The following is a 24,665-nucleotide window of genomic DNA, read 5'->3' as shown; positions in this document are numbered from 1 at the left end:
TTAAGCTTGTTAAAATTACTTTTGAATAATTTTGAAAATGAGCTAAAAGAAGCCTTGAAATACGAAGATGGTTTAAAGCTCCCAAAAATCGAGCTTGAGGGGAAAATAATTTATCCAAATATGGCAAAAGAATTTATCGCACTTTTTGACAAAAAAGGTTTTTATACAAATCAAAAATGTTTTATAGTTACTCTAAACAAACCGAATGAGGATGAATATTTATATCTTACTGCTTTCCTTAATTCAAAAGCTAATTTTTGGTATTTTAAACAGATTGGTGCTACTTTGGGGGCAACAGGATATGAAATGAGTAAAATTTTTGTAGAAAAACTCCCCATCCCAAAGCCAACGTTTAAATCCCAAGCATTGGTTATTCAAATTGCTAGTTTGACAAGAGAGATTTTAAAATCCAAAGAAAAAGATGAGGATACCCAAAAGCTCGAATCTGAAGTCGATAGTTTGGTTTATAGGCTTTATGGTCTTAGCCCCGAAGAAAGGGCATTTATAGAAAATCAGATGTTATGATTTTTATCTCTTCATCAGTAAGGGCATAAAGGGCAAAGACCATCGTATCAAGTTGTTTTTCGAGGGTTTGGGTATCGTGATGTTGTTTTTTAGCTTCCAAAATTTGCTCAACAATTTCAACGAACTTGTTTTCCTCTTCGGCGCTGATTTGGGGGATAGGGAGGTTTTCAATTTTATCTTTTGACCCATAAGCATACTGCCCGACTTGTATTAAATTTGTCATTTGTATAATCAACCATTTATAAAGTGTGGAATTCATTAATCCTAGAAGATAAATCAAAAAATTATCATTTTTAGCTTGCAGATTCGAAGATTTTTTTGTATTGGATTTAGTAATCATAAAAAGCGAATTATTAAAATATATTTGGTCTTTAATATATGCAAAAAAGTATTCCCCACTAACTGGATTCCACACAATTTTCTGCCTATTAAATTCCCCGAAATAATTTGCTCCCCAACGTTGAAGACAATACCATTCATAACGAATCCCTGTTTCATCTTGATTTCTTTTAGATAGTCTATTTTTGTGTTCTAGTAGATGATTATATAGTTGAGGGTAGAGCCTTGTGAAATCTTTTTCATTTTCTTCCATTGATTTAGGTTGTAGGGTATTTGGGAAATGCCAAGGAATAAACAAAAGCCAGATATTTCCCCACTCATACGCATATCTTTTAATATCCCTACCTCGCAAAATCGGTCTAATAATTTGGTCTGTGCGCTCTTTTTCATTCAGATAGATGATACCCTCGTTTTTGTCTTTGGGATTTTCACACAAAATATATTGCCCATCGATACATTCAAAAGGTAGTTTGGAAGCAGGCGTGTCATCGCAAGCCTTTAGGATTTCATCTCTTTTTTCTGTGGTGATAATAAAGGCTTCGTTGTAGCCAGTCAGTATTCCTCTATAAATCTTAATATCCCAATCTTTGAGTGGCGTGCCGATAGATTCGATTTTTTGTTTTATCTGGAGGGTGAGAGGATCGCAAAATGTAAAGGCGGATTTGCTAAGCTGAGAGATTTGGAGTGTTTGGGGTTGTTCGCACTCGATATCGGAAGCTTCTTGGGGCTTGGATGTGATGGCACGGTATTGGAATGCCCCCCCCCCCGTTCGCCTCTACTGGCGTATTTTGATGTTTGATGGATTTTTGGAAGCTAATAATAGAAGTATCGACCGTGGCACTATCAAAGACCTTGATACCATTGAAATCGACATAATTTTCCAATCGGGTGTGTTCCAAAATAAAGGCTCTTAGTTTTTCCCCATAGCCTGCACGCGTCCATTTGTTGGAAACAATAAAGCTTAGGCGACCTTTTGCTTGGAGCACACGCCAGCCTTGCTCAAAAAAGTAGGTATAAATATCGCTTGTCCCGCTATAAATATCAAAATTTTTTTCAAGATGGGGCTTAAGCTCTTTGATGGATTCTTGGCGGATATACGGCGGGTTGCCGATGATAAGATCAAAGCCCATAAAATCGCCGTTTTCATCGAGGATTTCGGGGAATTCAAAGCGCCATTCAAAGGCGGGCTTGTTTTTGCGTTTGTCTTCAGGGATAGTGAAAAATTTGAGCGATTCAAGGGATTCAAAATCGCTTTTGAGTGCTTCTAGGAGCTTTTCCCCATTTTTGTCAAGCTCTTTTGGTTCTAGGCTGGTGAGCGTGGGGGTGAAGCGGTATTTGTTTTCCCGAGAAATCTTTATCATCTCCATACCAAAGGGACTTTCAAAGTCAAACACCCCATCGCCATAGTCAAAAATAAATTTTCTAAGATTTTCTTTGAGGCTCGTATTTTTGGGGTGATTTTCGATGAGATATGTTTCAAGCATTGCTTTAACTTCGGTGATGTTTTTAATGATTTGATTTTTGTCGCCAATATTATTTTTGTAGCGTTTGACTTGGTCTTTGTAGTCATCAATGGCTTTTTTGAGATTTTGTGAAAAAGAAACACTCATCCCGATGGTAAATTGGGTATGGATGGGGAAGTTTGACACCAGCGAATTGCCGTCTTTGATGTTGATGTCGATGTTGGGGAGAGTTTGGAGGAGTTTGTTTTTGATGTCTTTGTAATAGCTGTATTTGAGTAGCTCTATCCAAAGCCGGAGTTTGGTGATCTCACACGAGTTTGGATTGATATCGACACCAAAAAGGCAGTTTTCTATCAGGTCTTTTTTGGCATTAAAAAGGGCTTTTTGGATTTTATGTGTTGCGATGTTTTCGTGGGCAGGGTGTTCATAAGCAAATACCTTCCCATCAGGATCAATAATAACAATCTCATCGTTGCTAATCTCAAGCGTGATATCTTTGAGTCTTTTGAAATTTTCATCACACAAAATGCCTAGTGTGAATTTGATAAGAATCAATTCATTGAGTGCAGCAACAAGAAAATGCCCGCTCCCTACAGCAGGATCGCAGATTTTTATGGTGTTAAAAATCTCGTTGGCTTCTTTGAGATCCATATCCTTATCGATTCGATTTTCTAGCTCATCAAGATTTTGGCATTCATAGCCTTTGGCGGTGTTGAATTTATCCAGCACAACTTTTGCTAGGGCATCCTTGCACATATAGTTGGTAATGAAGCTGGGGGTATAGAAGCTCCCTTCTTTATAGCCGTTGAGCTTTTCAAATACCAAGCCTAGCACCGAAGCGTTGATGAGTTTGTCAAAATTGATTTTGGTGTGGTTTTTGATGTCTTTTGGCGTGGTGGTGAAGTCATAGGCATTCAAAAAGGCAAAGAGGTATTCGAGCAAGGGGAGTTCGGCAGTATCTTTATATGTGGCGTCTTTTTTGAGGATAGAGTATTTATGTAGGGCAAGGCGTTTGGAATCGAGCAATTTGATTTCTTTGCCGTCTTTTTCTAGGGCGGTTTTATCAAAAAGACTTGAGTTGAGATAAGGGATATTTTTGAGGGCTTGGGGGATTGCTATCCTAGCGTGCTCTTCTTTTGCTAGGACATCAAAAAATAGCGTATTTAGGTCTTTGAAATCTTTGATAATCTCGATATGTAAAAAGGGCTTTTGGATATGCTGGAAAGCTAAAAGCATTGATTCAAGGAGTCGCAAGAATAAAATCCGATTGTTCCAGGTGGTGATAAGAGAAAATATATCTTCAAAGCCTGCCTCTTTGTCTAAGTCAAAATTTTTGGTGATAGAATCCAACAGGGAGTTTGGCGTGTCGCTTGAGACAATGAGGACTTTGCCATCTTTTGTGATTTCTTGTAGCCCCAAGATATGGAGCAATTCATTATAAAAATCTTGATTGAGGACATTCGCATCAATGGTGCTTTTTTGCTTGAGGAGGCAAGCTGGGCTTAAGAGGCTATAAATCAGGGCGAGATTTTCATCGCTTGTTTCATTTTCGTTGATGGCGTAGGCTAGGTTGCAATGCGTATAGGCGATTTTACCCTCTTTTTCTTTGAGATAGTCTTTGATGTCTTCGTAGAATTTCTCCGTTGTGGCGTTGTTGCCAGCTTTGGCTTCGGTGTTTTTGAAAAATTTGTTTATTTGTTTGTCTTGCCCAAAAAGCCGTTCATATTCTTTGGCATCAATGATAAAGAAATCTTTGAGCGTGCATAAAATAATATGTTTGATATTGTTGTTTTTGTGGGTTTTGCTTTCTCGCAGATAGTAGAGGATAGATTCATAAAAGGCTTTGGATTCGAGTGTTTCAGGCGTCGGAAAGGCGTCTTTTGGGGCATTGAGCGCTTTGACTTCAATGAGGACAGATACGGCATTATCCACAAAGATTGCTGAATCAATCCTGCCTTTGGTGTTGATTTCATAGTCAAAGGTGGTTTTTAAAAATTCATTGATATTGTTTTTGTGATGTTCTTCGCTTTCTTTGGGGTCGGTTTGCAAGAGATTATTTATCGCTTCGTAAAAGGCTTGGCGTTCCTCTTGCGTGGGGTTTTTGGCAGTCTGGTCGCTGAGAAAATCTTGCAGGGATAATTTTTGATATTGCATTGAGAATCCTTAAAATCAAGTTTGCTTTCTTGAAAAATTATATGTAAAAGAACCTTAAGATTCGGGAGTGTTTTTAACCCCGCTTGCGGGCTTGGGATAGGTCGATATGGCAGTAACCTTGCGGGTTTTTTTGGAGATATTTTTGGTGATAATCTTCGGCGAGATAATAATTTTGGAGTTTTTTGACTTCGGTTTGGATCGGGGCTTTGTAACGGGGTTGGATGGTTTGGATATAGGCTTTTGCAAGCTCTAAGCTTTCATCATCATCGGCATAGATTCCGGTGCGGTATTGCGTGCCGGTGTCATTGCCTTGTCTGTTTTTTAGCGTGGGGTCGATGATGGAAAAAAACTCTTCAAAGATTTTTTCAAGCGAGATTTTTTCATCATCATAAACAAGCTCGATCGCCTCTACTGCCCCGCTCATCCCAGTGCATACAAGCTCATAGCTGGGATTTGCAATCTCTGAGTTCGCATAACCCACGCTACTTTTTAGCACGCCATCAAGCAGGTCAAAATACCCCTGCACGCCCCAAAAACACCCGCCGGCTAGATAGATGGTTTTTGTCATTGCGATTCCTTATTTTTTTGATTTTGTGATGGCATTTTAGCAGATGTATCAAGGCGATTTTGACTATAATGCAAATAAATTTTGATTTTAAAGGAGCGCGTATGGTTTGTGTGGCACACAGCCCGGATGCTGATGATTTGTTTATGTATTATGCGATCGTATTTGGTTGGGTAAGTAGCCCGTTGGGGCAGAAGTTTGAAAATGTGGCGCTGGATATTGAAACCCTCAATGTTGCGACTATCAAGGGGATTTATGATGTGAGTGCCATATCGTTTGGGGCGTATCCTTTTGTTCGGGAAAATTTTGCCCTTTTGCGCACGGGCGTGAGCTTTGGGCAGGGCTATGGGCCTAAGCTCATCAAGAAAAAAGCCACGCATTTGAAAAAAAACTTTAGAGTCGCCTTGAGTGGGGAGCATACGACGAATGCGATTATTTTTAGGCTGGCGTATCCTGAGGCTAGGATTGTGTATAAAAATTTCCTTGAGATTGAAAGTGCGGTGCTTAGTGGCGAGGTCGATGCGGGTGTGTTGATCCACGAATCGATATTGAATTTTGATTCGGGGCTTGTTGTTGAGCGCGAGATTTGGGATATATGGCAGGAATTTTGTGGGACGGATTTGCCCTTGCCTCTTGGGGGGATGGCGTTGCGCCGTTCGATCCCGCTCAATAAAGCGATTGACATTGAAGCTACGTTAAGCAAGGCTGTGGCTGTGGCTGTGAGAAATAAAAAATTGCTTTCAAAAATGCTTTTGGAACGGGGGGTGATTCGGGTGAATGAAAATGAACTCGATACGTATTTGAATCTCTATGCTAATAACGACTCTATCGAGCTTAATGCCCAGCAAAAACAGGGCATTGACAAGCTTTTTGAGCTGGGATTTGAAGCGGGGATTTATGATATTTTGATGCGGTGTGAGGATTATTTTATCCCCACAGAGTATGGGGATTTGCGATTTTCTTAGGCGAGGAGTTTTTTGTAGGCTTGCGAGGCTTGCTCTAGTCCTGCGTCTGTGATACCCGTTGCATTATAGGTGCAAAATACGCTTTGGGTTTGCATTCCAAGATATTTTGTTGCCATTTGCAAAGGGAGCAAGATGTCTTCAAGACTTTTTTGATTTCTTCCATCAGGGCGGTATTTTTCCTCAGGGCTTCCTGCTGATGTGATGATTTGGAAGATTTTGCCCGCAAGCATTTTGGGTTCAGAGCCGTAGAGTATGGCGCTAAAAACAACATCTTGGTATTCTTTGAGTAGGCTGGGGGTGCTAAACCAAAAAAGCGGGAATTGAAACACGATACGTTCATAGGCTTTTAGCAGGGCGATTTGTTTGTCTGCGTTGATTTTGCCATCGGGGTAGGTGGCATAAAGGTCGCAGATGGCTATATCTGGGTTGTTTTGAATGCCAGAAATGAGAGTTTTGTTGATTCTGGATTCTGCGATATTGGGGTGAGCGAGTAAAATCAGGGTTTTCATACATAATTCCTTTTTGGTAAAAATTTAAATTTATCTTAGCATTTTATATTAATGTTTTTGCCCCATCGTTTTATTTTGGCAAAAATAATGCGGGCTGGTGGTAGCAGAGCAAGGTAGTGTTTTTGGGTTGTAGCCAATAGTGTTTTGGCGTGATTTTTCTGGGCTTTTTTATTTTGTCGATAGATCGTCGATGAAATATTGCTATGGGATTTTAAAAATCGCCTTAAAACCTTGCGTCTAAAAAATATCGTATGGAGGCAAAGCCTTTTAAACCTTTGGATTTGATGGCGTCGATTTGTTCTTGGGTGAGGATACCACCAAGTGCAAACAGGTGGGCTTTGCACTCGGAATCAAAGCTATCGAGATAGGATATGCCTAGAGGATTTGGTTTATTGGGTGTGAAAAATATCGGGCTGATGGTAACAAAATCTATCCCCAAATCCAAAGCTTGGGATACTTCTGTTTTGTGATGGGCGCTGTAAAAGGTTTTTATTTTTTGTTCTGTTAGGGTTTTTGGGAGATTTTTTGCTTGGGATAGTTCATTGCCTTTGATATGGATACCACTTAGCTTGTATTTTTGGCAATATTGCAGGCTCTGGGGCGTGTTGGCGAGATTGATAAAACTCTCAATGTTATATTGGTCGCAAGTCTGAGAAAAAACCTTGATGAGATGGGCGGGGATTTCTTGGGTGCTATCTCTAAAACAAGCTTTTTGGATTGAATGGGATTGGAAAATATTTTCTAAACGCTGTTTGAATATGATAGGGGAAAGCTCAGGGTATAGGAGCGGGGAAGTGATAAAATAACTTTCAAATGTGGTTTTGGGGTTTGGAATCATTATGTCGCAACAAAATACTTAGGGATTTGGACAAAATCGCAAAAAAGCTAAAAATCCCAAAAAATGTGATGGATAACAAAAAAGCGATGATAGTATCAAAATCTCTTAAAATCAAAAAACACGAAATCCCCCCAAAAATACCAATCCCAAAGAATATCCCAACAAAAAATTCCAAAAGCTTGATGGCGGTATTTTTTTTCATTGTTTGGGTTTAAAACTGATTTTCATCTTCTACCAACACCGCACCTGCAAGATATACATAAGTCAAAATCATAAAAACAAATGCTTGCAAGATACCCATAAAAAATAAAACGGCAAAAGGCGCGATGGGGACAATCCAAGGAACGAGCATTAACATTACGAGCAAGAACATATCATCGCCTTTGATATTCCCAAAAAGCCTGAAAGATAATGAGATGATACGAGAAAAATGCGCGATGATTTCAATCGGGAACATCAGTGGGGCAAGCCATTTGATAGGGCCTGCAAAATGGGCGATGTAATGGAGGATGCCTTGGGCTTTGATACCCTCGTAGTGGTAGTAAAAAAACACGATCAACGCAAGCACGAGGGTGAAACTCCAGCTTGATGTGGGGGCTTCAAATCCGGGGATAATACCAATCATATTACAAAAAAACACCAAGATAGCTATCGTGCCTGCTAGAGGGAAATATTTTCTAGCGAGCTTTTCGCCGATAATATCCTTTGCCAAAAACAACATCCCCTCAATCATTGTTTCATAAAAATTTTGAATCCCAGAGGGGATGACTTGCATTTTGCTGGTGGCGATTTTGCCGATGATGATAGCGAGCAAGGCACATAAAATCGTATAAAAACCGATGATAAAGTCGTGGTCGGGATTGAAAAGGCTTGCGAATGTAAAAACTCGGTGTTCCATAATGATACCCTTTTGGATTGTTTTTAGGATTTATTGGAATCATTCTAGCCGATTTTTTTTTAAGACCAAATTAAATTTGGCGTTTAAGCTTGGATTCATTGGGAAATATTATAATTAAGATTATTATTTTTATACAATTGGCATAAAGATAATAATTTACAAAAACATTTCAAAGGAAAAGTATGAAAAAACTTACGTTAAGTTTGGTTTTGGCAGGGGCGCTCGCTAGCACGGCGTTTGCAGCGGCAAATAAAAGTTCAGGTTGCGGTCTAGGCAGTATGCTTATTGATGGGGATTCAAAACTTATCCATATCATTCAAGCTACCACTAATGGCACTTCTGCGAATCAAACATTTGCTATCACTTCAGGGACTTCGGGTTGTTCAGATACCAAGCTTGTGCTTGATGAGCGTGTGCAAGAATTTGTCGCTGCCAATATGGATAATCTTTCCAAAGATATTTCTCGTGGTGCTGGCGAGAGCTTAGATACGCTCGTAGAGCTTTTGGCTGTGGCAGACAAGGAGGATTTCAAAGCGAGATTGCAGGCAAATTATAATGCGATCTATCAGGATGAAAATGCTCAAATGAGCGATGTTTTGGATAATATTTCTACGCTTTAAATTTTATGATGGCAAGTTTTAATTCTTTGCCATCTGTTATTTTGATGACACGTTATTTTTTGTTATTGGTTGCTTTTTGTGTGTATTTGGATGCTGTGGGGAGTGATGGAAAAACGGGCAAAACGGCAGATTTTCAATCCCCTGATGCTTTGGTGCAAAAATATATTCAAAAGGCAAATGAACTTAAACTTTATGAAAGCAAGCACTGGCTGAATCTCTTGCATTTTCGTGGCAAAAAAAGCGAGATAACTGATAAAAAGTTTTTTTACTCTCCTGCTGGCAATCGTGATCCAAAAGCCGAGCTTGAAGCGACTATCAGGGAGTTTTATCGCCCCATAGAGGCAGTAAAAGTCCCTAGCTATCTCAAAGAAATCGTTGCCAATGCCAAAAAAATCCAAGGCGAACATCGCACAAAAATCCCGCAACGCTCCGCTAACAAGGCGGATTATCACGCAATTTGTAGATTTGGGGCGCGTTTTGATTATCTCGATGGCGCACTGCATTTTGAGGGCTTGCCAAAAAATCCTTGCAAAGAATTTACCGATATGTTTGCTTATATCGATCCAAAATCTGCTTCCATCGTATTCCCATCATCTTTTATGGGGTCGCCAGCTTCGATGTTTGGGCATACGTTTTTGTTGCTCAATTCAAGCTTTGATAGCAAGCTACTCGCCCACGCCGTCGATTTTGCCGCTCAAGTTGATATTTCCAAAGAAAATCCTCTGGTATATATGACAAAAGGCTTGCTTGGGGGGTATGATGGATTTTATGCGATCGCTCCCTATTATGATAAGCTCAAAGAATATTCTGACACAGAAAATCGGGATATTTATGAGTTTGGACTCAATCTTAGCGAAGAAGAAGTCAAGAAAATGTATCGGCATATTTGGGAATTGCGCGATATAGGTATCGAATATTTTTACTTTGATAAAAATTGCTCATATAATATGCTATGGCTGTTGGAGATCGCACGGGAGGGGGTGGATTTGCACCAGTATTTTATCTATCAGGTCAATCCGCCTGAGACGATTTTTGCTATGAATAATGAGGGCTTGATAGCAGGGCAAGAATACCGCCCTAGCAAGTGGAGTAAGATCACTGCGTATGAAAAAAAGCTCCGCCATCACGCACTTTTTGAGGTCAAAAAAATCTCGCAAGGGGTTAAAGAGCCTCAAAGCATTTTTTCTGAAGATATGCCACACAAAGAAAAGCAGGCTGTCTTGGAGGCGAGTGCGGAGATGGCAGAATATCGCTATATCAAAAATAAAATGCCTTTGCCAGAGTATCTCAAAACCGCCCATCAGATTGCTTTGGCACGCTCGTTTTTGGGGAAAGGCGAAGCGCTCGTTTTTGATCCTGATACGTTTTTGCAGGGCAATCAAGGCACTCGGATGATGCCCTATGCTTTTATAAAAAACGGCAAATTTGCTAGTGGTTTTGAGTTTAGGCTTGCCTATCACGATATTACCGATAATGATGTGGGGTATCTCAAAGGGATGCAAATCGAATTTTTGAAAGGTAGTTTTTATCTTGATGGCACGCAAAGTTCTGTTTTCCAGCTCCAAGAGGCAAAGATTTTTTCGGTGGCATCTTATGGGATGATGAGTTATTTGTTTCACCCGATAACCTATCGCTTCAATACAGGGTTTGATAGGAGTTTTTGGGAAGATAGACCTGTTTATTATGCAGCACTTGGGGGAGGGGCGAGCTATGCTGTTAATGATTATCTCTATATGTATTATGTGCTTGAGCCTATTTTTTATGTTTTGCGTTCTTCACGGGTGGCATTGGGAAATTCATTGGGGATGGTGGCTAGCAATGCGAGGCTCAAGCTCACTATCGAGTATTCCAACCGGGTGTATGGCAGGATTATCGGGCATATTCTTGATGCGAGTTTTTCGGTGCAGATAGTGCATAATCTCGCTTTGTTTGTGAATAATCAATCGTATTTTTTTAATGATAGAGCCACGAGGCAACAAAATGCTATGGGATTGCGGATTTATTTTTGAGTTTTTTTGATGATGGTAGTCCCACAAACGATGTCGTGGAGGCATTTTTTGTCTTTGCGAAAAAATGGCGTGCAAAGCCCGAAGAGAAACGTTGTTCCCAATATCCAGATAAAAAACCGGACCAATGCTCTCAAAAAACCCATTTTTTTACCATTTGTCCGAACAGCCATCAAGCCAGCATAGCGCAAGCCCGGAGTTTGCGAGGATATAGAAATAAAAAGAGCGCTGATGACCCCATAGAGACATACGCAAATAAAAATGCTGGTTTGATTGTCTCGAAAGCCTTGCGCACTTCCCAAAACAACATAAGCGGTGATATAAAGAATCGGCGTGTAAATCATAAACATATCGGTAATGAAAGCCTTGATACGCCCAAAGGTGTGGATTTGCTGGAGAGTTTGCAAAGAGGCGTGAAAAAACGTTTGCATAGAGTGGGATTTTTGTTTTACAGAGCCAGAAGAAGTGCGGGGAGGATGGTTTTTTTGGCTTTTGACTTTCCGCCATTTTTTCAAATCATTTTTCAATCTGGTTGCAACCTAAATTCTAGTTGCCTCTACTACCGGGCTTGATGGCTTTGTTTTTGCCATTTTGGCATAGCGGGCAGTCTTTGGGTTCATACATATTGAAAATAAAATCTTCAAGTGCAAATAATGGGATATTATCAGGCAATCGGCATTCAGGTTTTTTTGCCAGCTCTGAACCAACCCTTTGGCAAAAGCCCCGATTGGCTAATCCCGCATAAGCAATGACCTTGCCCCCTTGAAACTCCACACATCTGGCAGCTTCGAGTGCTGAGCCTCCTGTGGTGATAATATCCTCACAAATGAGGATTTTTTCATCTTCTTTTACCTCAAAGCCTCTGCGTAGGCACATTTGCCCCTCAACTCGTTCGGTAAAGATAAATCTCACTCCCAATGCCCTAGCAAGCTCATAACCAGCCAAAATCCCGCCAAGGGCAGGCGAACAAACACAATCAGGCAAAAGCCCGGCTTCTTGGATTTGTTTGGCGAGGGCTTTGGCGAGGATTTCAGCTGTTTTTGGATTTTCAAGCACTCTGGCAGATTGGAGATAGCGATCGGAATGATTGCCACTGCTAAGAAGAAAATGCCCTTCAAGCAAGGCTTGTGCGTCGGTGTAGTATTTTTTGATATCCAATTGCATTGCCATCCTTTTTGGTATTTCTATGAAAATTAAATTTAAACTTTCATTACCTCATCTTCTTTGTTTTTTGTCATTTCATCAATCTTTTTGACATATTCATCGGTATATTTTTGAATCTCATCAAGCGCTTTTTTGTTTTCATCTTCGGTGATGGCTTTGTCTTTTTCGAGCTTTTTGATGTGGTTATTGGCATCTTGCCTGATGTTGCGGATGGCAATTTTTGCTTTTTCGCCCATCCCTTTGGCTTCTTTGGCGATTTCTTTTCGTTGGTCTTGGGTCATTGGGGGAAAAAATAGCTTCACCGATTCGCTATCAGAATTGGGATTGACACCGATATTTGCCTCTTGGATGGCTCTTTCGATGTCTTTTAGGAGATTTTTTTCCCACGGGGTGATAACGATAGTCGTCGCATCTTGGGCGATCACAGAGCCGACTTGATTGAGCGGTGTGGGGGTATCATAATAATTTATCTTGATATTATCTAGGATACTGATAGAGACTTTTGCACTCCGAAGCGTGCCAAAATCCCTGCGGAGGGACTGGAGGGTCTTATCCATATGGTCTTTTGTTTCATCATAAATATCTTTTAACATCGCCAATCCTTTATTTTGTTTGATTGTTTTCAGGGATAAGTGGGGCTAGCGGGGCGATGGGCTTGACAGGTTCGAGGGTATTTTGCAAAGGAGCAACAGGGACTAGGGATTTTTTCGTGGCATCATCTAGGATACTTTTGTTGTGATTTTTGTTATAGACATAGCCCAAAGAAATCGTATTGATGAGGAACAAAAGCCCCAAAAACATCGTGAGTTTTGCCATAAAACCTGCAGGTCCTTTTGCGCCAAATACAGAGTCATTGCTCCCGCTATAGACGCCAAGCCCGATACTTGAGCTTTTTTGCAATAAAACAACGATCACGATTACAATCGCCAAAATAATTTGAGTTACCAAAAGTGTGCTAGCCATTCATTTCTCCAGAAATTTCTATATTTAATCAGAAATTTTACCAAAACTTTATTGAGTAAAATATAAAATTCGCAAATGTATAACCATATTCGCCACTCATTTTCTAAATCAGCACACACCTATCAAGAGAATGCTTTTGTGCAAAATCTCGTTGCCTCAAAGCTTTTGAAGACACTGGGTTTGCAACGTATTGATTCGTTGATTGATATTGGTTGTGGCAGTGGGAATATCGCTTATGCGATTGACAAAATAGGGATTTACGTGAATGATTTTATCGGTATCGATATTGCCGATACTATGCTGGCTTCGCACCCAAAGGCACTGCCGTGTATTCAAAATATTTCGCTTTTTTGCCAAGATTTTGAAACATTTTCTTTTCAGGCATATGATGTGGGCATTGCAGCTTCATCACTGCAGTGGGCAAGCGATCTCGAATCTGTGCTAAAACGTATCGCAGGCTCTTGTGCGCAGGTGGCATTTGGGATTTATACCAATAAGAGCTTGAGTTCATTGCATTCTTTTTTGGGGACTGCTTCCCCGCTTCGAGATGAAAAAACGCTCCGAGAGATTTTGGGAAAATATTTCAATGGCAAGGTATGGCTGGAGTATGTCAAGCAAGATTTTACTTCTCGCACAGATTTTTTAAAACATCTCAAATATCTCGGGCTTCTCGGCGGGGGAGTGCTGGGCTACACGGAGGCAAAACGCTTCAGAGAAAATGTCCCTTATGCGTGTGCAGAATATGAGATCTTGATGTTTGTAGGACGCCCCCGAATAACTACAGAATGCGAAAAATAGCTCACAAATCATCACCACAAAGGGCTTAAAAACTATAAAAATAACCCAGATTATTGGGCAGTTTTGCTTCCATCAATGATTTCATCTACTGCTTCTGAAAGCGCCTTTGCCGCACTTTTATCCAAAGCTTTGCTTTTGGCAAGATTTTCTTCTAAGAGTTTTGTATCGAGTTTATCGACTTTGACAAGCGCCCACAATGTGCCATCTTCGCTTATCCACGTTTTTGTTCTTTTGGAGCCGGCAAGGGTTGTATTCACGCTGTTTCGTATCGCTTGGACGGCTTCTTGAGATACGCTATCTTCGCTACTTGTAGAAAGCTCTTTGTATTTGCTTTCTATTTGCACTGCTATTTGGCTAGCAATCTCAGCCCTTGCGGCATTGGTCGCTTGCGTGGTGGCAAAACCGATATTATTGTTTTTTATCTTGGCGCTACCTACAGCGCTTAATAAACTTTTATCGCTATTTAAAACCCAATCAGGAGCGTTTTTTAACCCGTAGTTTGCCACATCGCCAACATCGTTTTTACTAGCACAACCAGCTAAAATCCCTATAGCGACAATCGCACCGATAAAATAGGCTTTTTTCATTTTTATCCTTTAATCATAGTAAATTTTGAACTTGAAATTTTTTCATTATAGTGTAGATATTTGCTAAAACAACTTAAAAATTGATTTTAATTTGCTTGCAAGCCCAGCACGTGTATAATGTGGCTCAAATCTAGTTTCGGACAAAAAGGGCTTAAAATGGCTAAAAAACGAGTATTTTCAGGCATCCAACCTACAGGGCAAATCCATTTGGGGAATTATTTGGGTGCGGTCAAAAATTGGGTGGATTCTCAAGATGAGTATGAAAATATATTTTGCGTGGTAAATTCGCACGCCATCACCACCACACAAGACCCCAAAGAACTCAAAGAAAAGACTTATGAGCTTGCTGGGATGTTGCTAGCTTGTGGGATTGATGTGGAAAAATCCAACCTTTTTATCCAGAGCGAGATCGATGAACACCCTGCTTTGGCGTGGATTCTTGATTGCAATATCCCGATGGGCGAAATGAATCGGATGACACAATTTAAAGACAAATCATCAAAAAATGCCAAAAATGTGAATGTTGGGCTGTTTAATTATCCTGCATTGATGGCAGCAGATATTTTGCTTTATCAGAGCGATGGCGTCCCTGTGGGTGAGGATCAGAAGCAACATCTTGAGCTTAGCAGAAATGTTGCGATGAAATTCAATCGGGATTTTGGTGAATGTTTCAAAATCCCTGAACCTTTGATTCCAAAAGTAGGCGCACGGGTGATGGGGCTTGATGACCCAAGTGTCAAAATGAGTAAATCAGCCAAAGGGAACAACCACGCGATTTTTTTGCTTGATAGTCCTGAAGAGATTTTGAAAAAATTCAAAAAAGCCACCACGGATTCTCATAATGCCATCATTTTTGATGAAACCCGTGCGGGTGTGTATAATTTGCTAAGCATTTATGAGGTTTTCACGCACAAAAGCAGAGAGATGATAGAAAATGAATTTGCACACAAGGGCTATGGGGAGTTTAAAATCGCAGTCGCCGAGGTTGTGATCGAAGCACTAAGACCGATTCAAGAAGAGTATTTGCGATTAAGCACAGAAAAAGGCTATATACAAAAAGTGCTTCGTGCGGGGGCAGATAAGGTCCGCCCCTTAGCAAAGGCAACGTATCAAAAAGCCAAGGATCTCGTTGGACTAGTTTGAGGCTTTTAGTTGGTTTTTTTGATGGAGATTTTCCATTCTGCATCGCCAATCTGGATAAATTCCCCGACATCATAGCCTTCTTCAGCCGCCCATTCAGGGATACTTTGAGTCCCTTGCGTGCAGTCAAAATAAATGATGAGTTCTTCATTGATAGCCATTTCTTGCATTGCTTTTTTTGCCTCTACTAGAGGGAAAGGGCATACCAGCCCGTTTGTGCGTAGTGTTTTTGCCATTATTTTCCTTTATGATTTGATTTTATTTGAAGCGATTTGTTGGGGTCGGATGATTGTCAGGTAGGTTGCAAGCCACGCCCCAATGATAAAAAATACCACAGCTACCCAGCCTTGATAGGAAAAAATAGCCGTATTTACCAGCCCATTTCCGATCGTGCAACCCCCTGCCAAAGATGCGCCAAACCCCATCAAAAGCCCACCAGAGAGGTTCAAGCCAAGCGTTTTTTTCTCTGGCAGTCTGAATTTAAATTCATTTGCTCCTTTTGCAGCGATGAAGCTCCCCATAAAGATACCCAAAACCAAGAACACGCCCCAATCGATATAGTCTAAATTGCCAGTAACCAAAAATCCCAATAGATTCGCTGATGGTGTAGTGATTCCTAGACCAAACTCTCTCCCGCTCGCATAGCTCAGAGGCCACGCCAGGATGGCGATGAGTCCGACTAAAATCGCTGTGATAAAGGGATGCCACGCCTTTTCAAAAAGCCAATGAGAAATCCCTGTTTTTCTCGGTGTCAATGTTGCGATTTTTCGTTTGGGCTTTTTGAGTTCTTTGTAGGTGAAAAAACCCACGATGGCAAATAAAATCACAATGAGAATCCACGGGGAGATATTGAGGGTTTGATAGAGCGTGGAGTCTTGGATTTGATAGGTTTTGAGATTTTGATTGATGGGTTGGAAAATACCAAATTTCGTCATTGCAGCCCCGAGCATATAACCAAAAAGGGCGATATAACTCCCGATAAGCCCCTCTCCAGCCCGATACCACGTTCCTGTAGCACAACCCCCAGCTAGCACCATCCCAAAACCAAAAATCACACCCCCAATAATCGTGGCTAGCCAGAAGAATGGCTTGTAAGCAAGTGCAATCACGCCATTATCTTGGAGAATAAAAATCCCAATACTTTGAATGGTAATCGCAATAAAAAGGGCTAAAAAGATAGTTGTTTTTTTGCTAAGGAAAAGATCGCGATACGCTCCCACCATACAAAAACGCCCTCTTTGCAGGACAAAACCAAGCAAAATACCACAGAGTAAGCCTGTTAAAATCATTTATTTTTCCTTATTTTATAAAATATAATTTTATGCAGATGATTTATCTTGATTTAGGTAAAGTTAAGAAAATCAAGGCGATAATTATAAGGGAATAAAGTAAATAACACAATATGTATTATTGATTTTTTGAATCCTGTTGCTTTTAATTTGTTAGAATCATCGGATAATAAATCGGGAATAAATTTTTGAATGGTAATGCAAATTTTTAAAATATTTAGGATAATCGCAATATTTTTGCTCACAGGGGTTTTTGGAATTTTTGCTTTTGGAGCGCCTACGATTTCGCTTGGTGAAAAGCTCAAATACCCCCATTTGAAGCATTTTGATTATGTCAATCCGCTCGCCCCCAAAGGTGGGGTGATACGAAACTACGCTTTAGGGACATTTGATAGCCTCAATCCTTTTATCATCAAAGGCACGCCCGCTGATGGCTTGGAGCTCGTTTATGATACGCTTTTGGTCCAAAGCCTTGATGAGCCGTATGCTGAATACGCCCTGATTGCTGATGATATTGAAGTCGCTAAAGACAATTCATTTGTGATTTTTCATATCGATAAGCGTGCGAGATTTAGCGATGGCGTGAGCGTGAGTGCTGCGGATGTGAAATTTAGTTTTGATATTTTAATGCAAAAAGGCTCGCCAGTTTTTAAGCAATATTATGCTGATGTCAAAGAAGCGCAAGTTTTGGACAAACAACGCATAAAATTTATCTTCAAAACCAATAAAAATCGGGAGTTGCCTTTGATTTTGGGGCAATTACAGATTTTGCCTAAACATTATTATGAAAAAAATCCTTTTGGTGAAAATCCTTTGCTCCTGCCACTTGGGAGCGGACCTTACAAGGTCAAATCCTTTGATGTGGGTAAAAAAATCGTTTATGAGCGCGATACCAATTACTGGGCAAAGGATTTGCCATCACGTCTAGGGCAGTTTAATTTTGATACCTCTGTTTATGAGTATTACAAGGATGACACCGTCGCATTGCGGGCGTTTTTGAGCGGGGCGTATGATTGGCGAATCGAAACGAGTGCAAAAGTTTGGGCGCGGGGCTATGTGGGAAAAGCTGTGAGTTCGGGTGCTATCAAAAAGATTAGCATCCGTCATTATCTCCCCAGCGGGATGCAGGGATTTTTCTTTAATACCCGCCGAGAAATTTTTAAAGATATTCGGGTGCGGGAGGCATTATTTTATGCCTTTGATTTTGAATGGAGCAATCAAAATCTTTTTTTCTCCCAATACAAACGCACACGGAGTTATTTTAACAATTCTGTTTTTGCCTCTTCGGGTTTGCCTAGCGGGCGTGAGCGTGATATTTTAGAGCATTATAAAAATCAGCTCGCAAGCCTTGCCCCAAAGATTTTTGACAGCCCTTATGTCATCCCTCGCACTGATGGGAACAAGGTCGTGGGCGAAAACAGGAGAGAAAATCTCAAATATGCCCAAAAACTCCTCTATGAAGCGGGTTGGCAGGTCAAGAACAATCGCTTGATAAACACCAAAACAGGCAAGCCCTTTGTTTTTACATTGCTTTTGGATAATGCTGCTTTTGAGCGTTTGGCACTTTCTTATGCCCAAAATCTCAAAGTTTTGGGTATCGAGATGAAAATCGTGCGGGTTGATTTGAGCCAGTATATCAATCGTTTGCGGGATTTTGACTACGATATGATCGTAGCTGTTATTTCCCAATCGCTTTTCCCCGGCAATGAACAAAGGTATTTTTGGGGAAGTCAGAGCGCTATAACCAAAGGGAGCAGAAACTATGCTGGCATCGCCAATCCTGTGGTAGATGATTTGATAAAATCTTTGATTAAAGCCAAAGACAGGGCAGAGCAGATCGCATACGTGCGGGCTTTGGATAGGGTGTTGTTATGGGGATTTTATGTTATCCCGCATTTTTATCTGCCTAATTTTCGCATTGCCTATTGGGATACAATTGGTATGCCACAGCAAAGCCCCAAATACGGATTTTCCCAATACCTATGGTGGGACAAAACCCTCCCAGCTGGACCTAAGGAGCATTAAAAAATGTTGCATTATATTTTGAAACGCCTTTTGTTGATTATCCCAACGCTTTTTGGCATTATCACTATCAATTTTTTCATCATCCAGATGGCACCGGGTGGTCCAGTAGAACAAATGATGGCAAAGATTGAAAGGGTGGGTGTGGGCAGTGAGGTGCATAGTGGGAGCATTGCAAATAATGCTGGCAATAGTGTTTATAGGGGTGCGCAAGGCTTAGATAGCGATTTGCTTGAGTCGTTAGAAAAGCTTTACGGGTTTGACAAGCCACTTTGGGAGCGCTATGTTTTGATGATAAAAAATTATTTGCATTTTGATTTTGGGCAGAGTTTTTATCGCCAAATCAGTGTGATTGATTTGATCAAAGAAAAGCTCCCTGTTTCGATTTCTTTGGGGGTGTTTAGCACGCTTTTGATTTATCTCATCTCTATCCCGCTAGGCATTTTTAAAGCCCGCCATAATGGCAGTAAGATTGATGTGGCTTCTAGTGTGGTGATTGTCATAGGGAATGCCGTCCCGGCGTTTTTGTTTGCGATATTACTCATCGTGCTTTTTGCTGGGGGGAGTTATTGGGATATTTTCCCTTTGCGTGGGTTGGTGAGTGAAGATTTTGGGACGCTTACTATTTTAGGAAAGATCAAAGACTATCTTTGGCATATCACCTTGCCTGTTATCTGCCTATCGATCGGGGGATTTGCGACGCTTACGCTGTTGGTGAAAAATTCGTTTTTAGATGAGATGAGTAAGCTCTATGTAATGACCGCACGGGCAAAAGGGGCGAGCGAGGGGCGAATTTACTACCGACATATCTTTAGAAATGCGATGTTGCTTGTGATTTCAAGCTTTCCTACAGCATTTTTGGGGATGTTTTTTAGCGGGAGTTTGCTTATTGAGATTATTTTTAGCCTCGATGGTTTGGGGTTATTAGGCTATGAAAGTATCGTAAATCGGGATTATCCGGTGGTGTTTGGGACATTATATATTTTCACGCTTTTAGGGCTTATTGTGGGGCTTATTAGCGATCTGACTTATACGCTTGTTGATCCACGCATTGATTTTGAAAAACGCTAAAGCAAGCATTTTTCAAATCTGATAATTTTTCAAACCCTATTTTGATAGCCCCATATTTTGTAACGCCCACATTTTGGCGTATGCGCCATTTTTTGCCAATAGCTCTGCGTGCGTGCCAGATTCTTTGATAACGCCCTCATCGACATACAAAATACAATCAGCATTTTGGATGGTTTTTAGCCTATGGGCGATGGCAACGACGCTTTTGTTTTGGATGAGGTTTTGGATGGCTTGCTGGATTTTGAGCTCATTGATAGCATCAAGTGCGGCTGAAAATTCATCCAAAAGCACGATCGGAGCGTCTTTGAGTAATGCCCTAGCAATGCTTATGCGCTGTTTTTGCCCGCCACTTAAGTTGCTTGTGGTCGAATTGATTTGAGTTTTTAGCCCTTCAGGCATTTGTGAGACAAACTCCATACAATTTGCCTTTTGACAAACCTCCAAGATCTCTTCTTGACTGGCGTGTTTTTTGCCTAATGTGATGTTGTTTTCGATACTATCAGCAAACAAATACACGTGCTGATAGACCATTGAGATCTTTTCCATATACGCATTGGGATCAAGTGTGCGGATAGCTTTGCCCCCAAAATAGATATTTCCCTCATTCACATCATAAAATCTCGCAATCAGCTTTAAAATCGTGCTTTTGCCCCCGCCACTAGGTCCGGTAATGCCGATGAATTGATTGGGGCGGATTTCAAAGGAAATATTTTTTAGCACGGGCGTGTCTTGATAGCTAAAACTTACATTTTCAAAAACAATGGAATAATCTTGTGGCACGGGCAGTGAGCCTATTTGGGGGGTTTGGGATTTGATCTCTAGTATCTTTGCCCCCGCTTTTTGGAAATATTTACTCTCAGCAAAGGCGATCGCAGAGATGCTAAAAGGCACAAACGCCTTGGTGCCAATCATCAAGAATGCGATGAATGTAAAAATATCCAGCGCACCAGCAAATATCAAATACCTACCGGTGATAATCATCACCCCAATGCCCGCCCCCACAAAGGCAAGTGAGAACATCACAAAAGGCACAGCAAATGCCTCCATCTTAAAGCTAGCACTGCGGAGTCTTTCAAAAGAAAGCAAAAGGCGTTGGAATTTTTCACCGATGAGATTGTAGGCTTTGATGACCTTGATACCTTCGATGTATTCTTGCAAGCGGTTAGCAGTCTCTAGCTGGGCGGCTTGCTGTTTGCTCCCGAGTGAATCGATGAGGGTTTGGGTGAGATAGAGTGAAACAAGGGCGAGGGGCAAGCAGATAAACATCGCAATTGCCATCTGCCAATTCACAAACAATAGCCCGATAAATACGACACTAGGCACAATGGTATTGGCGATACAGATGGGGAGCTTGTGGCTGATGGCGATTTCGACATTGGTGTAATTATTCATCAAAACATATGCGAGGCTTCCGGGGTCTTTTTCTTCGATAGCACCTAGCGGGAGAGAGGCGATGTGCTCAGCTAGAGATATTCTCCCTGTTGCTGAAACCTCATAAGCCTCTTTGTATAATGCCTTATACGAGAGGGATTCAAAGAACAACATCACGGCTAAAAAAACAATCAAAAATACCCCCAATCCAGAGAGCAAGCCCATATCTGGTGGGGTATTTTCTAAAAATGATCTCAACATATGCTCCATCGCCCAAAAAATCACGATGATGGGGGTGAAATGGATGAGTTCAGCGATGGTGGTTAATATCACGGGTTTGATGAGTTTTTTGGGCTCTCCAGCGGTGGTTTGATAAAAAATATTTGAATGTTTCATTAGTTTTCCTTTATATGGGCTTTATTGTGCTTGCGGGGCTTGCTTGTTTTCAAGCCTATTGTCAAGCCGATTATCAAGATGATAACTTGCCACCTGCAAAGAAGCAGAATACATTGCCTCATAAAGCGGGCTTGTGGTGAGTAATTCTTGGTGAGTGCCTTTTGCTTTAAGCTCGCCTTGATCAAAAACAAGGATTTCCCTGGCGTCTTTGATGAGATAGAGCCTGTGGGCGATGATGAAAACCACCTTATTTTTGGCGATTTCTAAAAGCGAGGCTTGGATTTGGGCTTCGTTATGTGCATCGCTAAAACTGCTCGCTTCATCAAGGATGAGGATGGGGGTGTCTTTGAGCAATGCCCGAGCGAGTGTGATACGTTGCTCTTCCCCGCCAGAAAGCCTCACGCCCCCTTGCCCGATGAGGGTATCATAGCCCCTGGGGAGTTTGGCGATAAATTCATCACAAGAAGCGAGCTTGCAGGCGTGCTGGATTTCTGCCATCGTGGCGTTGGGCTTGGCTATGCGGATATTTTCAAGCACGCTGTCAAAAAACAAAAAATTATCCTGAAAGACAAATGAGACATATTCTAGGAGTTTTTTTGAGGGGATATCAAGGATATTCACCCCGCCGATGGTGATTTTGCCGTTTTTTGGCTCATCTAGGACATCATAAAATCTTGCGATGAGATTTAAAATCGTGCTTTTCCCCCCGCCACTAGGTCCTACAAGCGCGGTAATGCCTTGTGTGGCAGTGAAATTGATATGCTTGAGGGCGTAATGTTCATCATTGCCATAAGAAAAGCTTACATTTTCAAATGCGACTTCAAAACTTTGGGGGGTTTTGGGGTGGTTTGATTCTAAAGGCGGGGTTTGTGAAAGGATGGCATCGATTCGCTCTACGCCTTCATTGCAGTCTCGAATGCCACTGCCTGAATCAATGAGGCGCATCATTGGGGAGGTGATGGCTGGGGTGATGATGACAAAAAACAACAAATGCAAGATGAAGTCAAAATTTTGGGGATTTCTTGCATACATATAGATCCCAAGTGGCATTAAAATACTTAGCGTGGAGGCGATGATGATCTTAAAACTCCCATAAGGGATTAGCATTTTGTTGGTGATTTGTAGCGTGAAATCCCTGTAGTCGATGATACTTTTGGTGAATTTGGCAAACGCATAAATATCCTTGCCAAAAAGCTTGATAGTGGGCATTCCTTTGATGTATTGGATACTTTGGGTGTTGATTTCTTCCAAAGAGTCATAATATTGTTTCACAAGCTTTTGCCCCGATTTTCCCATCATCAAAATTCCCTGAAGGCTAAAAGCAAGTATCACACAGAGCAAAAACGCTAGGCTCAAATAGATATTGAGATAAAACATCATTATTAGGATTGCGATGATGGTCGTGGTCGAAATGATGAGATCAGGGATATTATGCGCGATGAAATTTTCGATTTTTTCGACATTTTCTTGCACGCTTTTTTTGACCTTGCCGATGGAGGTTTTGCCCAAGAAACCAAGGCTGAGATCCCCGATATGAGAGGCCAGCTTCAAACGGGTGTTAAAAAGTATATCATAGGCGCAAATATGAGAGATCAAAAACCCCACATAAGCGCAGATAAGTCCGGCTACAATCGCAACAATGGCGATGATACCATAGTGTAAAATCAGGCTTTTATCGATGTTTTGGAAGTTGTTGTATTGATGATAATGCGTGATAAAGAGTTCTAAAATCTTAAAACTAGCGATATAAGGGATGAGCATCAATAAGGCGTGGAATGCCGAAAAAAATCCACTAAGCCAGAGCAGGTATTTTTTCTCCCCGCTGATTTCTAAGAGTCTTGAAATGCCTGTTTTTGGTTTTTGTGTTTTCATTTTTATATACCTTTATAATTAGAATCATTATTATTATATAATCAATTATTCCATTTTGCTACTCCAAAAAGGTTTTTTACTCCAAAAGAGTATGCGGGATTTATTATTTTTTACTCGGTTTTCATTATGCTTACTCGATTCGGGTTAAAGCCCGAATCTGAAGACCACTCACACGGATTAAATCGGTGTTCGCTCCTAAAGTAACCATCTCATATTCAAGCAAGCTTGAATATTGGAGATAAATTTTAGAGGTATCGGTTCGCTGGGGCGAACCTGAAGACCGCTACCACCGATTAAACCCGTGTTCGTTCCTAAAGTATTCTGACCCACCCACCCGTTTTATTCCCAGCTACCGCTGGTCATCAACCCGTTTTCTAAGGTTTTCATTATTTTCTATTCGATTCACGTTGTGAATCTGAAGACCACTCACGGGAGCTAAGCTCCCGTTCGCTCCTAAAGTATGGGCGTCTGCTATGCTCCTATCGGAGCATAAACGCATCGCCGTGCGAAGCTAAAAAAGATAAGCAGTTATCTTTTTTTACGCTTCTCCTCTCATACCCAAGCCTTAGGCTTGTGCGTTTGAGATAAGTTTTAAAGGTTTTTAAATCCTATTGCTAATAAACCCCAGCCCTCTACGCCCTGTCATCTGAACCACTAAGGGGGCGTGCAGGGGGAGCAGGGGTTTAAAGGGGTGAGCGGGGGGCGCTTCGCAAGTCAGCCCCCCAGCACCCCTTTCTAGCTAGTATAAGAAAAAATAACTAGTCGCACAGCTATGGAAAAGAATCATTATTTTTTACTCGATTCGCTTAGCGAATCTGAAGACCACTGCGGGCGGGAGACCCGCCCTGCGTTCCTAAAGGACAGGGTTATTCCAAAGCTTCGCTTTGTCATCAACCCGTTTTTATAGGTTTCGCAGGTTTGGAATCACTAACAAAAAAGCTATCTACGCCATTTAATCCTGCATTGCATTGGGGGCGTGTCAGGGGGTTTTCACCCTCCAAATGTTTAGACTTATAAACATTTGAAAGTTTGACTTTATCGCTATTTGACATCAAAATACATACCAAAAAACACGCTGTTACTTCAAATTCTTGGATACGATAAATACGG

General features: G+C 41.1%; 24 protein-coding genes and 1 pseudogene. 8 read left to right on the top strand and 17 right to left on the bottom strand.

Annotation, left to right across the window (positions count from 1 at the left end; translation table 11 throughout):
* The first annotated feature begins 6 nt into the window (after positions 1-6).
* On the top strand, positions 7-525 hold the full coding sequence (locus tag BJI48_RS00120; RefSeq protein WP_143428740.1) for a TaqI-like C-terminal specificity domain-containing protein: 519 nt from the start codon (positions 7-9) through the stop codon (positions 523-525).
* Here the strand turns inward: BJI48_RS00120 and BJI48_RS09700 are convergent.
* From BJI48_RS09700 to msrA, 3 genes are all read right to left on the bottom strand, one after another.
* Positions 503-1,300 (bottom strand): TaqI-like C-terminal specificity domain-containing protein, encoded by a 798-nt coding sequence (locus BJI48_RS09700; RefSeq protein WP_343286662.1) that lies wholly within the window; start codon positions 1,298-1,300, stop codon positions 503-505. The genes BJI48_RS00120 and BJI48_RS09700 overlap by 23 nt on opposite strands.
* Positions 1,301-1,529: 229 nt before the next feature.
* Positions 1,530-4,481 carry an Eco57I restriction-modification methylase domain-containing protein gene (locus tag BJI48_RS00115; protein ID WP_343286661.1) on the bottom strand — a complete coding sequence of 984 codons (2,952 nt, stop codon included), beginning with the start codon at positions 4,479-4,481 and terminating at the stop codon, positions 1,530-1,532.
* A gap of 73 nt (positions 4,482-4,554) precedes the next feature.
* Entirely contained in the window at positions 4,555-5,049 is a 495-nt protein-coding gene (gene msrA, locus BJI48_RS00110; RefSeq protein ID WP_095330558.1) for a peptide-methionine (S)-S-oxide reductase MsrA, read from the bottom strand.
* A 101-nt stretch (positions 5,050-5,150) separates the two neighbouring features.
* Between msrA and BJI48_RS00105 the strand changes: the two genes are divergently transcribed.
* Complete coding sequence (locus tag BJI48_RS00105) at positions 5,151-6,011, top strand: MqnA/MqnD/SBP family protein (protein ID WP_095330556.1); 861 nt, start codon at positions 5,151-5,153, stop codon at positions 6,009-6,011.
* On the opposite strand, the gene BJI48_RS00100 is transcribed toward BJI48_RS00105, so the two are convergent.
* From BJI48_RS00100 to BJI48_RS00085, 4 genes are all read right to left on the bottom strand, one after another.
* Positions 6,008-6,520, bottom strand: coding sequence for an NAD(P)H-dependent oxidoreductase (locus BJI48_RS00100; protein WP_095330554.1), 513 nt, complete (start codon positions 6,518-6,520; stop codon positions 6,008-6,010). The two genes, BJI48_RS00105 and BJI48_RS00100, sit on opposite strands and share 4 nt — an antisense overlap.
* 223 nt (positions 6,521-6,743) lie before the next feature.
* Entirely contained in the window at positions 6,744-7,358 is a 615-nt protein-coding gene (locus BJI48_RS00095; protein WP_095330552.1) for a thiamine phosphate synthase, read from the bottom strand.
* Positions 7,330-7,560, bottom strand: a complete 231-nt coding sequence (locus BJI48_RS00090) for a hypothetical protein (protein ID WP_095330549.1) — start codon at positions 7,558-7,560, stop codon at positions 7,330-7,332. The genes BJI48_RS00095 and BJI48_RS00090 overlap by 29 nt, the downstream gene beginning before the upstream one ends.
* Before the next feature lie 9 nt (positions 7,561-7,569).
* On the bottom strand, positions 7,570-8,256 hold the full coding sequence (locus BJI48_RS00085; protein ID WP_095330547.1) for a F0F1 ATP synthase subunit A: 687 nt from the start codon (positions 8,254-8,256) through the stop codon (positions 7,570-7,572).
* 182 nt (positions 8,257-8,438) lie between these two features.
* On the opposite strand from BJI48_RS00085, the gene BJI48_RS00080 reads away from it, so the two are divergent.
* Positions 8,439-8,876 carry a DUF3015 family protein gene (locus BJI48_RS00080; protein WP_095330545.1) on the top strand — a complete coding sequence of 146 codons (438 nt, stop codon included), beginning with the start codon at positions 8,439-8,441 and terminating at the stop codon, positions 8,874-8,876.
* Positions 8,877-8,881: 5 nt separating this feature from the next.
* Positions 8,882-10,885 carry a DUF4105 domain-containing protein gene (locus tag BJI48_RS00075; protein ID WP_095330543.1) on the top strand — a complete coding sequence of 668 codons (2,004 nt, stop codon included), beginning with the start codon at positions 8,882-8,884 and terminating at the stop codon, positions 10,883-10,885.
* On the opposite strand, the gene BJI48_RS00070 is transcribed toward BJI48_RS00075, so the two are convergent.
* From BJI48_RS00070 to secG, 4 genes and pseudogenes are all read right to left on the bottom strand, one after another.
* Positions 10,876-11,409: an RDD family protein gene (locus BJI48_RS00070; protein ID WP_257874325.1), complete on the bottom strand. Its 534-nt coding sequence runs from the start codon at positions 11,407-11,409 to the stop codon at positions 10,876-10,878. The genes BJI48_RS00075 and BJI48_RS00070 overlap by 10 nt on opposite strands.
* 19 nt (positions 11,410-11,428) lie before the next feature.
* Complete coding sequence (gene pyrE / locus BJI48_RS00065) at positions 11,429-12,046, bottom strand: orotate phosphoribosyltransferase (protein WP_095330541.1); 618 nt, start codon at positions 12,044-12,046, stop codon at positions 11,429-11,431.
* A gap of 35 nt (positions 12,047-12,081) precedes the next feature.
* Positions 12,082-12,639, bottom strand: a complete 558-nt coding sequence (frr, locus tag BJI48_RS00060) for a ribosome recycling factor (RefSeq protein ID WP_095330539.1) — start codon at positions 12,637-12,639, stop codon at positions 12,082-12,084.
* A 28-nt stretch (positions 12,640-12,667) separates the two neighbouring features.
* Positions 12,668-13,009, bottom strand: a pseudogene (gene secG / locus BJI48_RS00055) (preprotein translocase subunit SecG); the annotation flags it as partial.
* 138 nt (positions 13,010-13,147) lie between these two features.
* Between secG and BJI48_RS00050 the strand changes: the two are divergent.
* Entirely contained in the window at positions 13,148-13,807 is a 660-nt protein-coding gene (locus BJI48_RS00050) for a methyltransferase domain-containing protein (protein ID WP_180762993.1), read from the top strand.
* A gap of 50 nt (positions 13,808-13,857) precedes the next feature.
* On the opposite strand, the gene BJI48_RS00045 is transcribed toward BJI48_RS00050, so the two are convergent.
* Entirely contained in the window at positions 13,858-14,394 is a 537-nt protein-coding gene (locus tag BJI48_RS00045) for an LPP20 family lipoprotein (RefSeq protein ID WP_095330532.1), read from the bottom strand.
* Positions 14,395-14,550: 156 nt separating this feature from the next.
* Here BJI48_RS00045 and trpS point away from each other — a divergent pair, with 156 nt between their 5' ends.
* A complete protein-coding gene (trpS, locus tag BJI48_RS00040; RefSeq protein ID WP_095330530.1) occupies positions 14,551-15,537 on the top strand; it encodes a tryptophan--tRNA ligase in 987 nt (328 codons plus the stop codon).
* Between the two features lie 5 nt (positions 15,538-15,542).
* Here trpS and BJI48_RS00035 read toward each other — a convergent pair whose 3' ends face one another.
* Positions 15,543-15,770: a sulfurtransferase TusA family protein gene (locus tag BJI48_RS00035; RefSeq protein ID WP_095330528.1), complete on the bottom strand. Its 228-nt coding sequence runs from the start codon at positions 15,768-15,770 to the stop codon at positions 15,543-15,545.
* A gap of 9 nt (positions 15,771-15,779) precedes the next feature.
* Positions 15,780-16,820, bottom strand: coding sequence for a YeeE/YedE family protein (locus BJI48_RS00030; RefSeq protein WP_095331057.1), 1,041 nt, complete (start codon positions 16,818-16,820; stop codon positions 15,780-15,782).
* A gap of 201 nt (positions 16,821-17,021) precedes the next feature.
* Here BJI48_RS00030 and BJI48_RS00025 point away from each other — a divergent pair, with 201 nt between their 5' ends.
* Together BJI48_RS00025 and BJI48_RS00020 are read left to right on the top strand one after the other, a co-directional pair.
* Complete coding sequence (locus BJI48_RS00025) at positions 17,022-18,848, top strand: extracellular solute-binding protein (RefSeq protein ID WP_095330526.1); 1,827 nt, start codon at positions 17,022-17,024, stop codon at positions 18,846-18,848.
* Between the two features lie 3 nt (positions 18,849-18,851).
* Positions 18,852-19,916: a microcin C ABC transporter permease YejB gene (locus tag BJI48_RS00020; protein WP_095330524.1), complete on the top strand. Its 1,065-nt coding sequence runs from the start codon at positions 18,852-18,854 to the stop codon at positions 19,914-19,916.
* Between the two features lie 36 nt (positions 19,917-19,952).
* Here the strand turns inward: BJI48_RS00020 and BJI48_RS00015 are convergent, their stop codons facing one another.
* From BJI48_RS00015 to BJI48_RS09355, 3 genes are all read right to left on the bottom strand, one after another.
* Positions 19,953-21,683 (bottom strand): ABC transporter ATP-binding protein, encoded by a 1,731-nt coding sequence (locus tag BJI48_RS00015; protein WP_095330521.1) that lies wholly within the window; start codon positions 21,681-21,683, stop codon positions 19,953-19,955.
* 21 nt (positions 21,684-21,704) lie between these two features.
* Complete coding sequence (locus BJI48_RS00010) at positions 21,705-23,555, bottom strand: ABC transporter ATP-binding protein (protein ID WP_095330519.1); 1,851 nt, start codon at positions 23,553-23,555, stop codon at positions 21,705-21,707.
* A gap of 890 nt (positions 23,556-24,445) precedes the next feature.
* Positions 24,446-24,665, bottom strand: a 220-nt coding sequence (locus BJI48_RS09355; protein ID WP_180762991.1) for a hypothetical protein, incomplete at its 5' end; no start/stop codon positions are given.

The organism is Helicobacter sp. 11S02596-1 (assembly GCF_002272825.1).
GTDB lineage: Bacteria > Campylobacterota > Campylobacteria > Campylobacterales > Helicobacteraceae > Helicobacter_J.
This window is presented reverse-complemented; position numbering and strand designations above follow the sequence as displayed.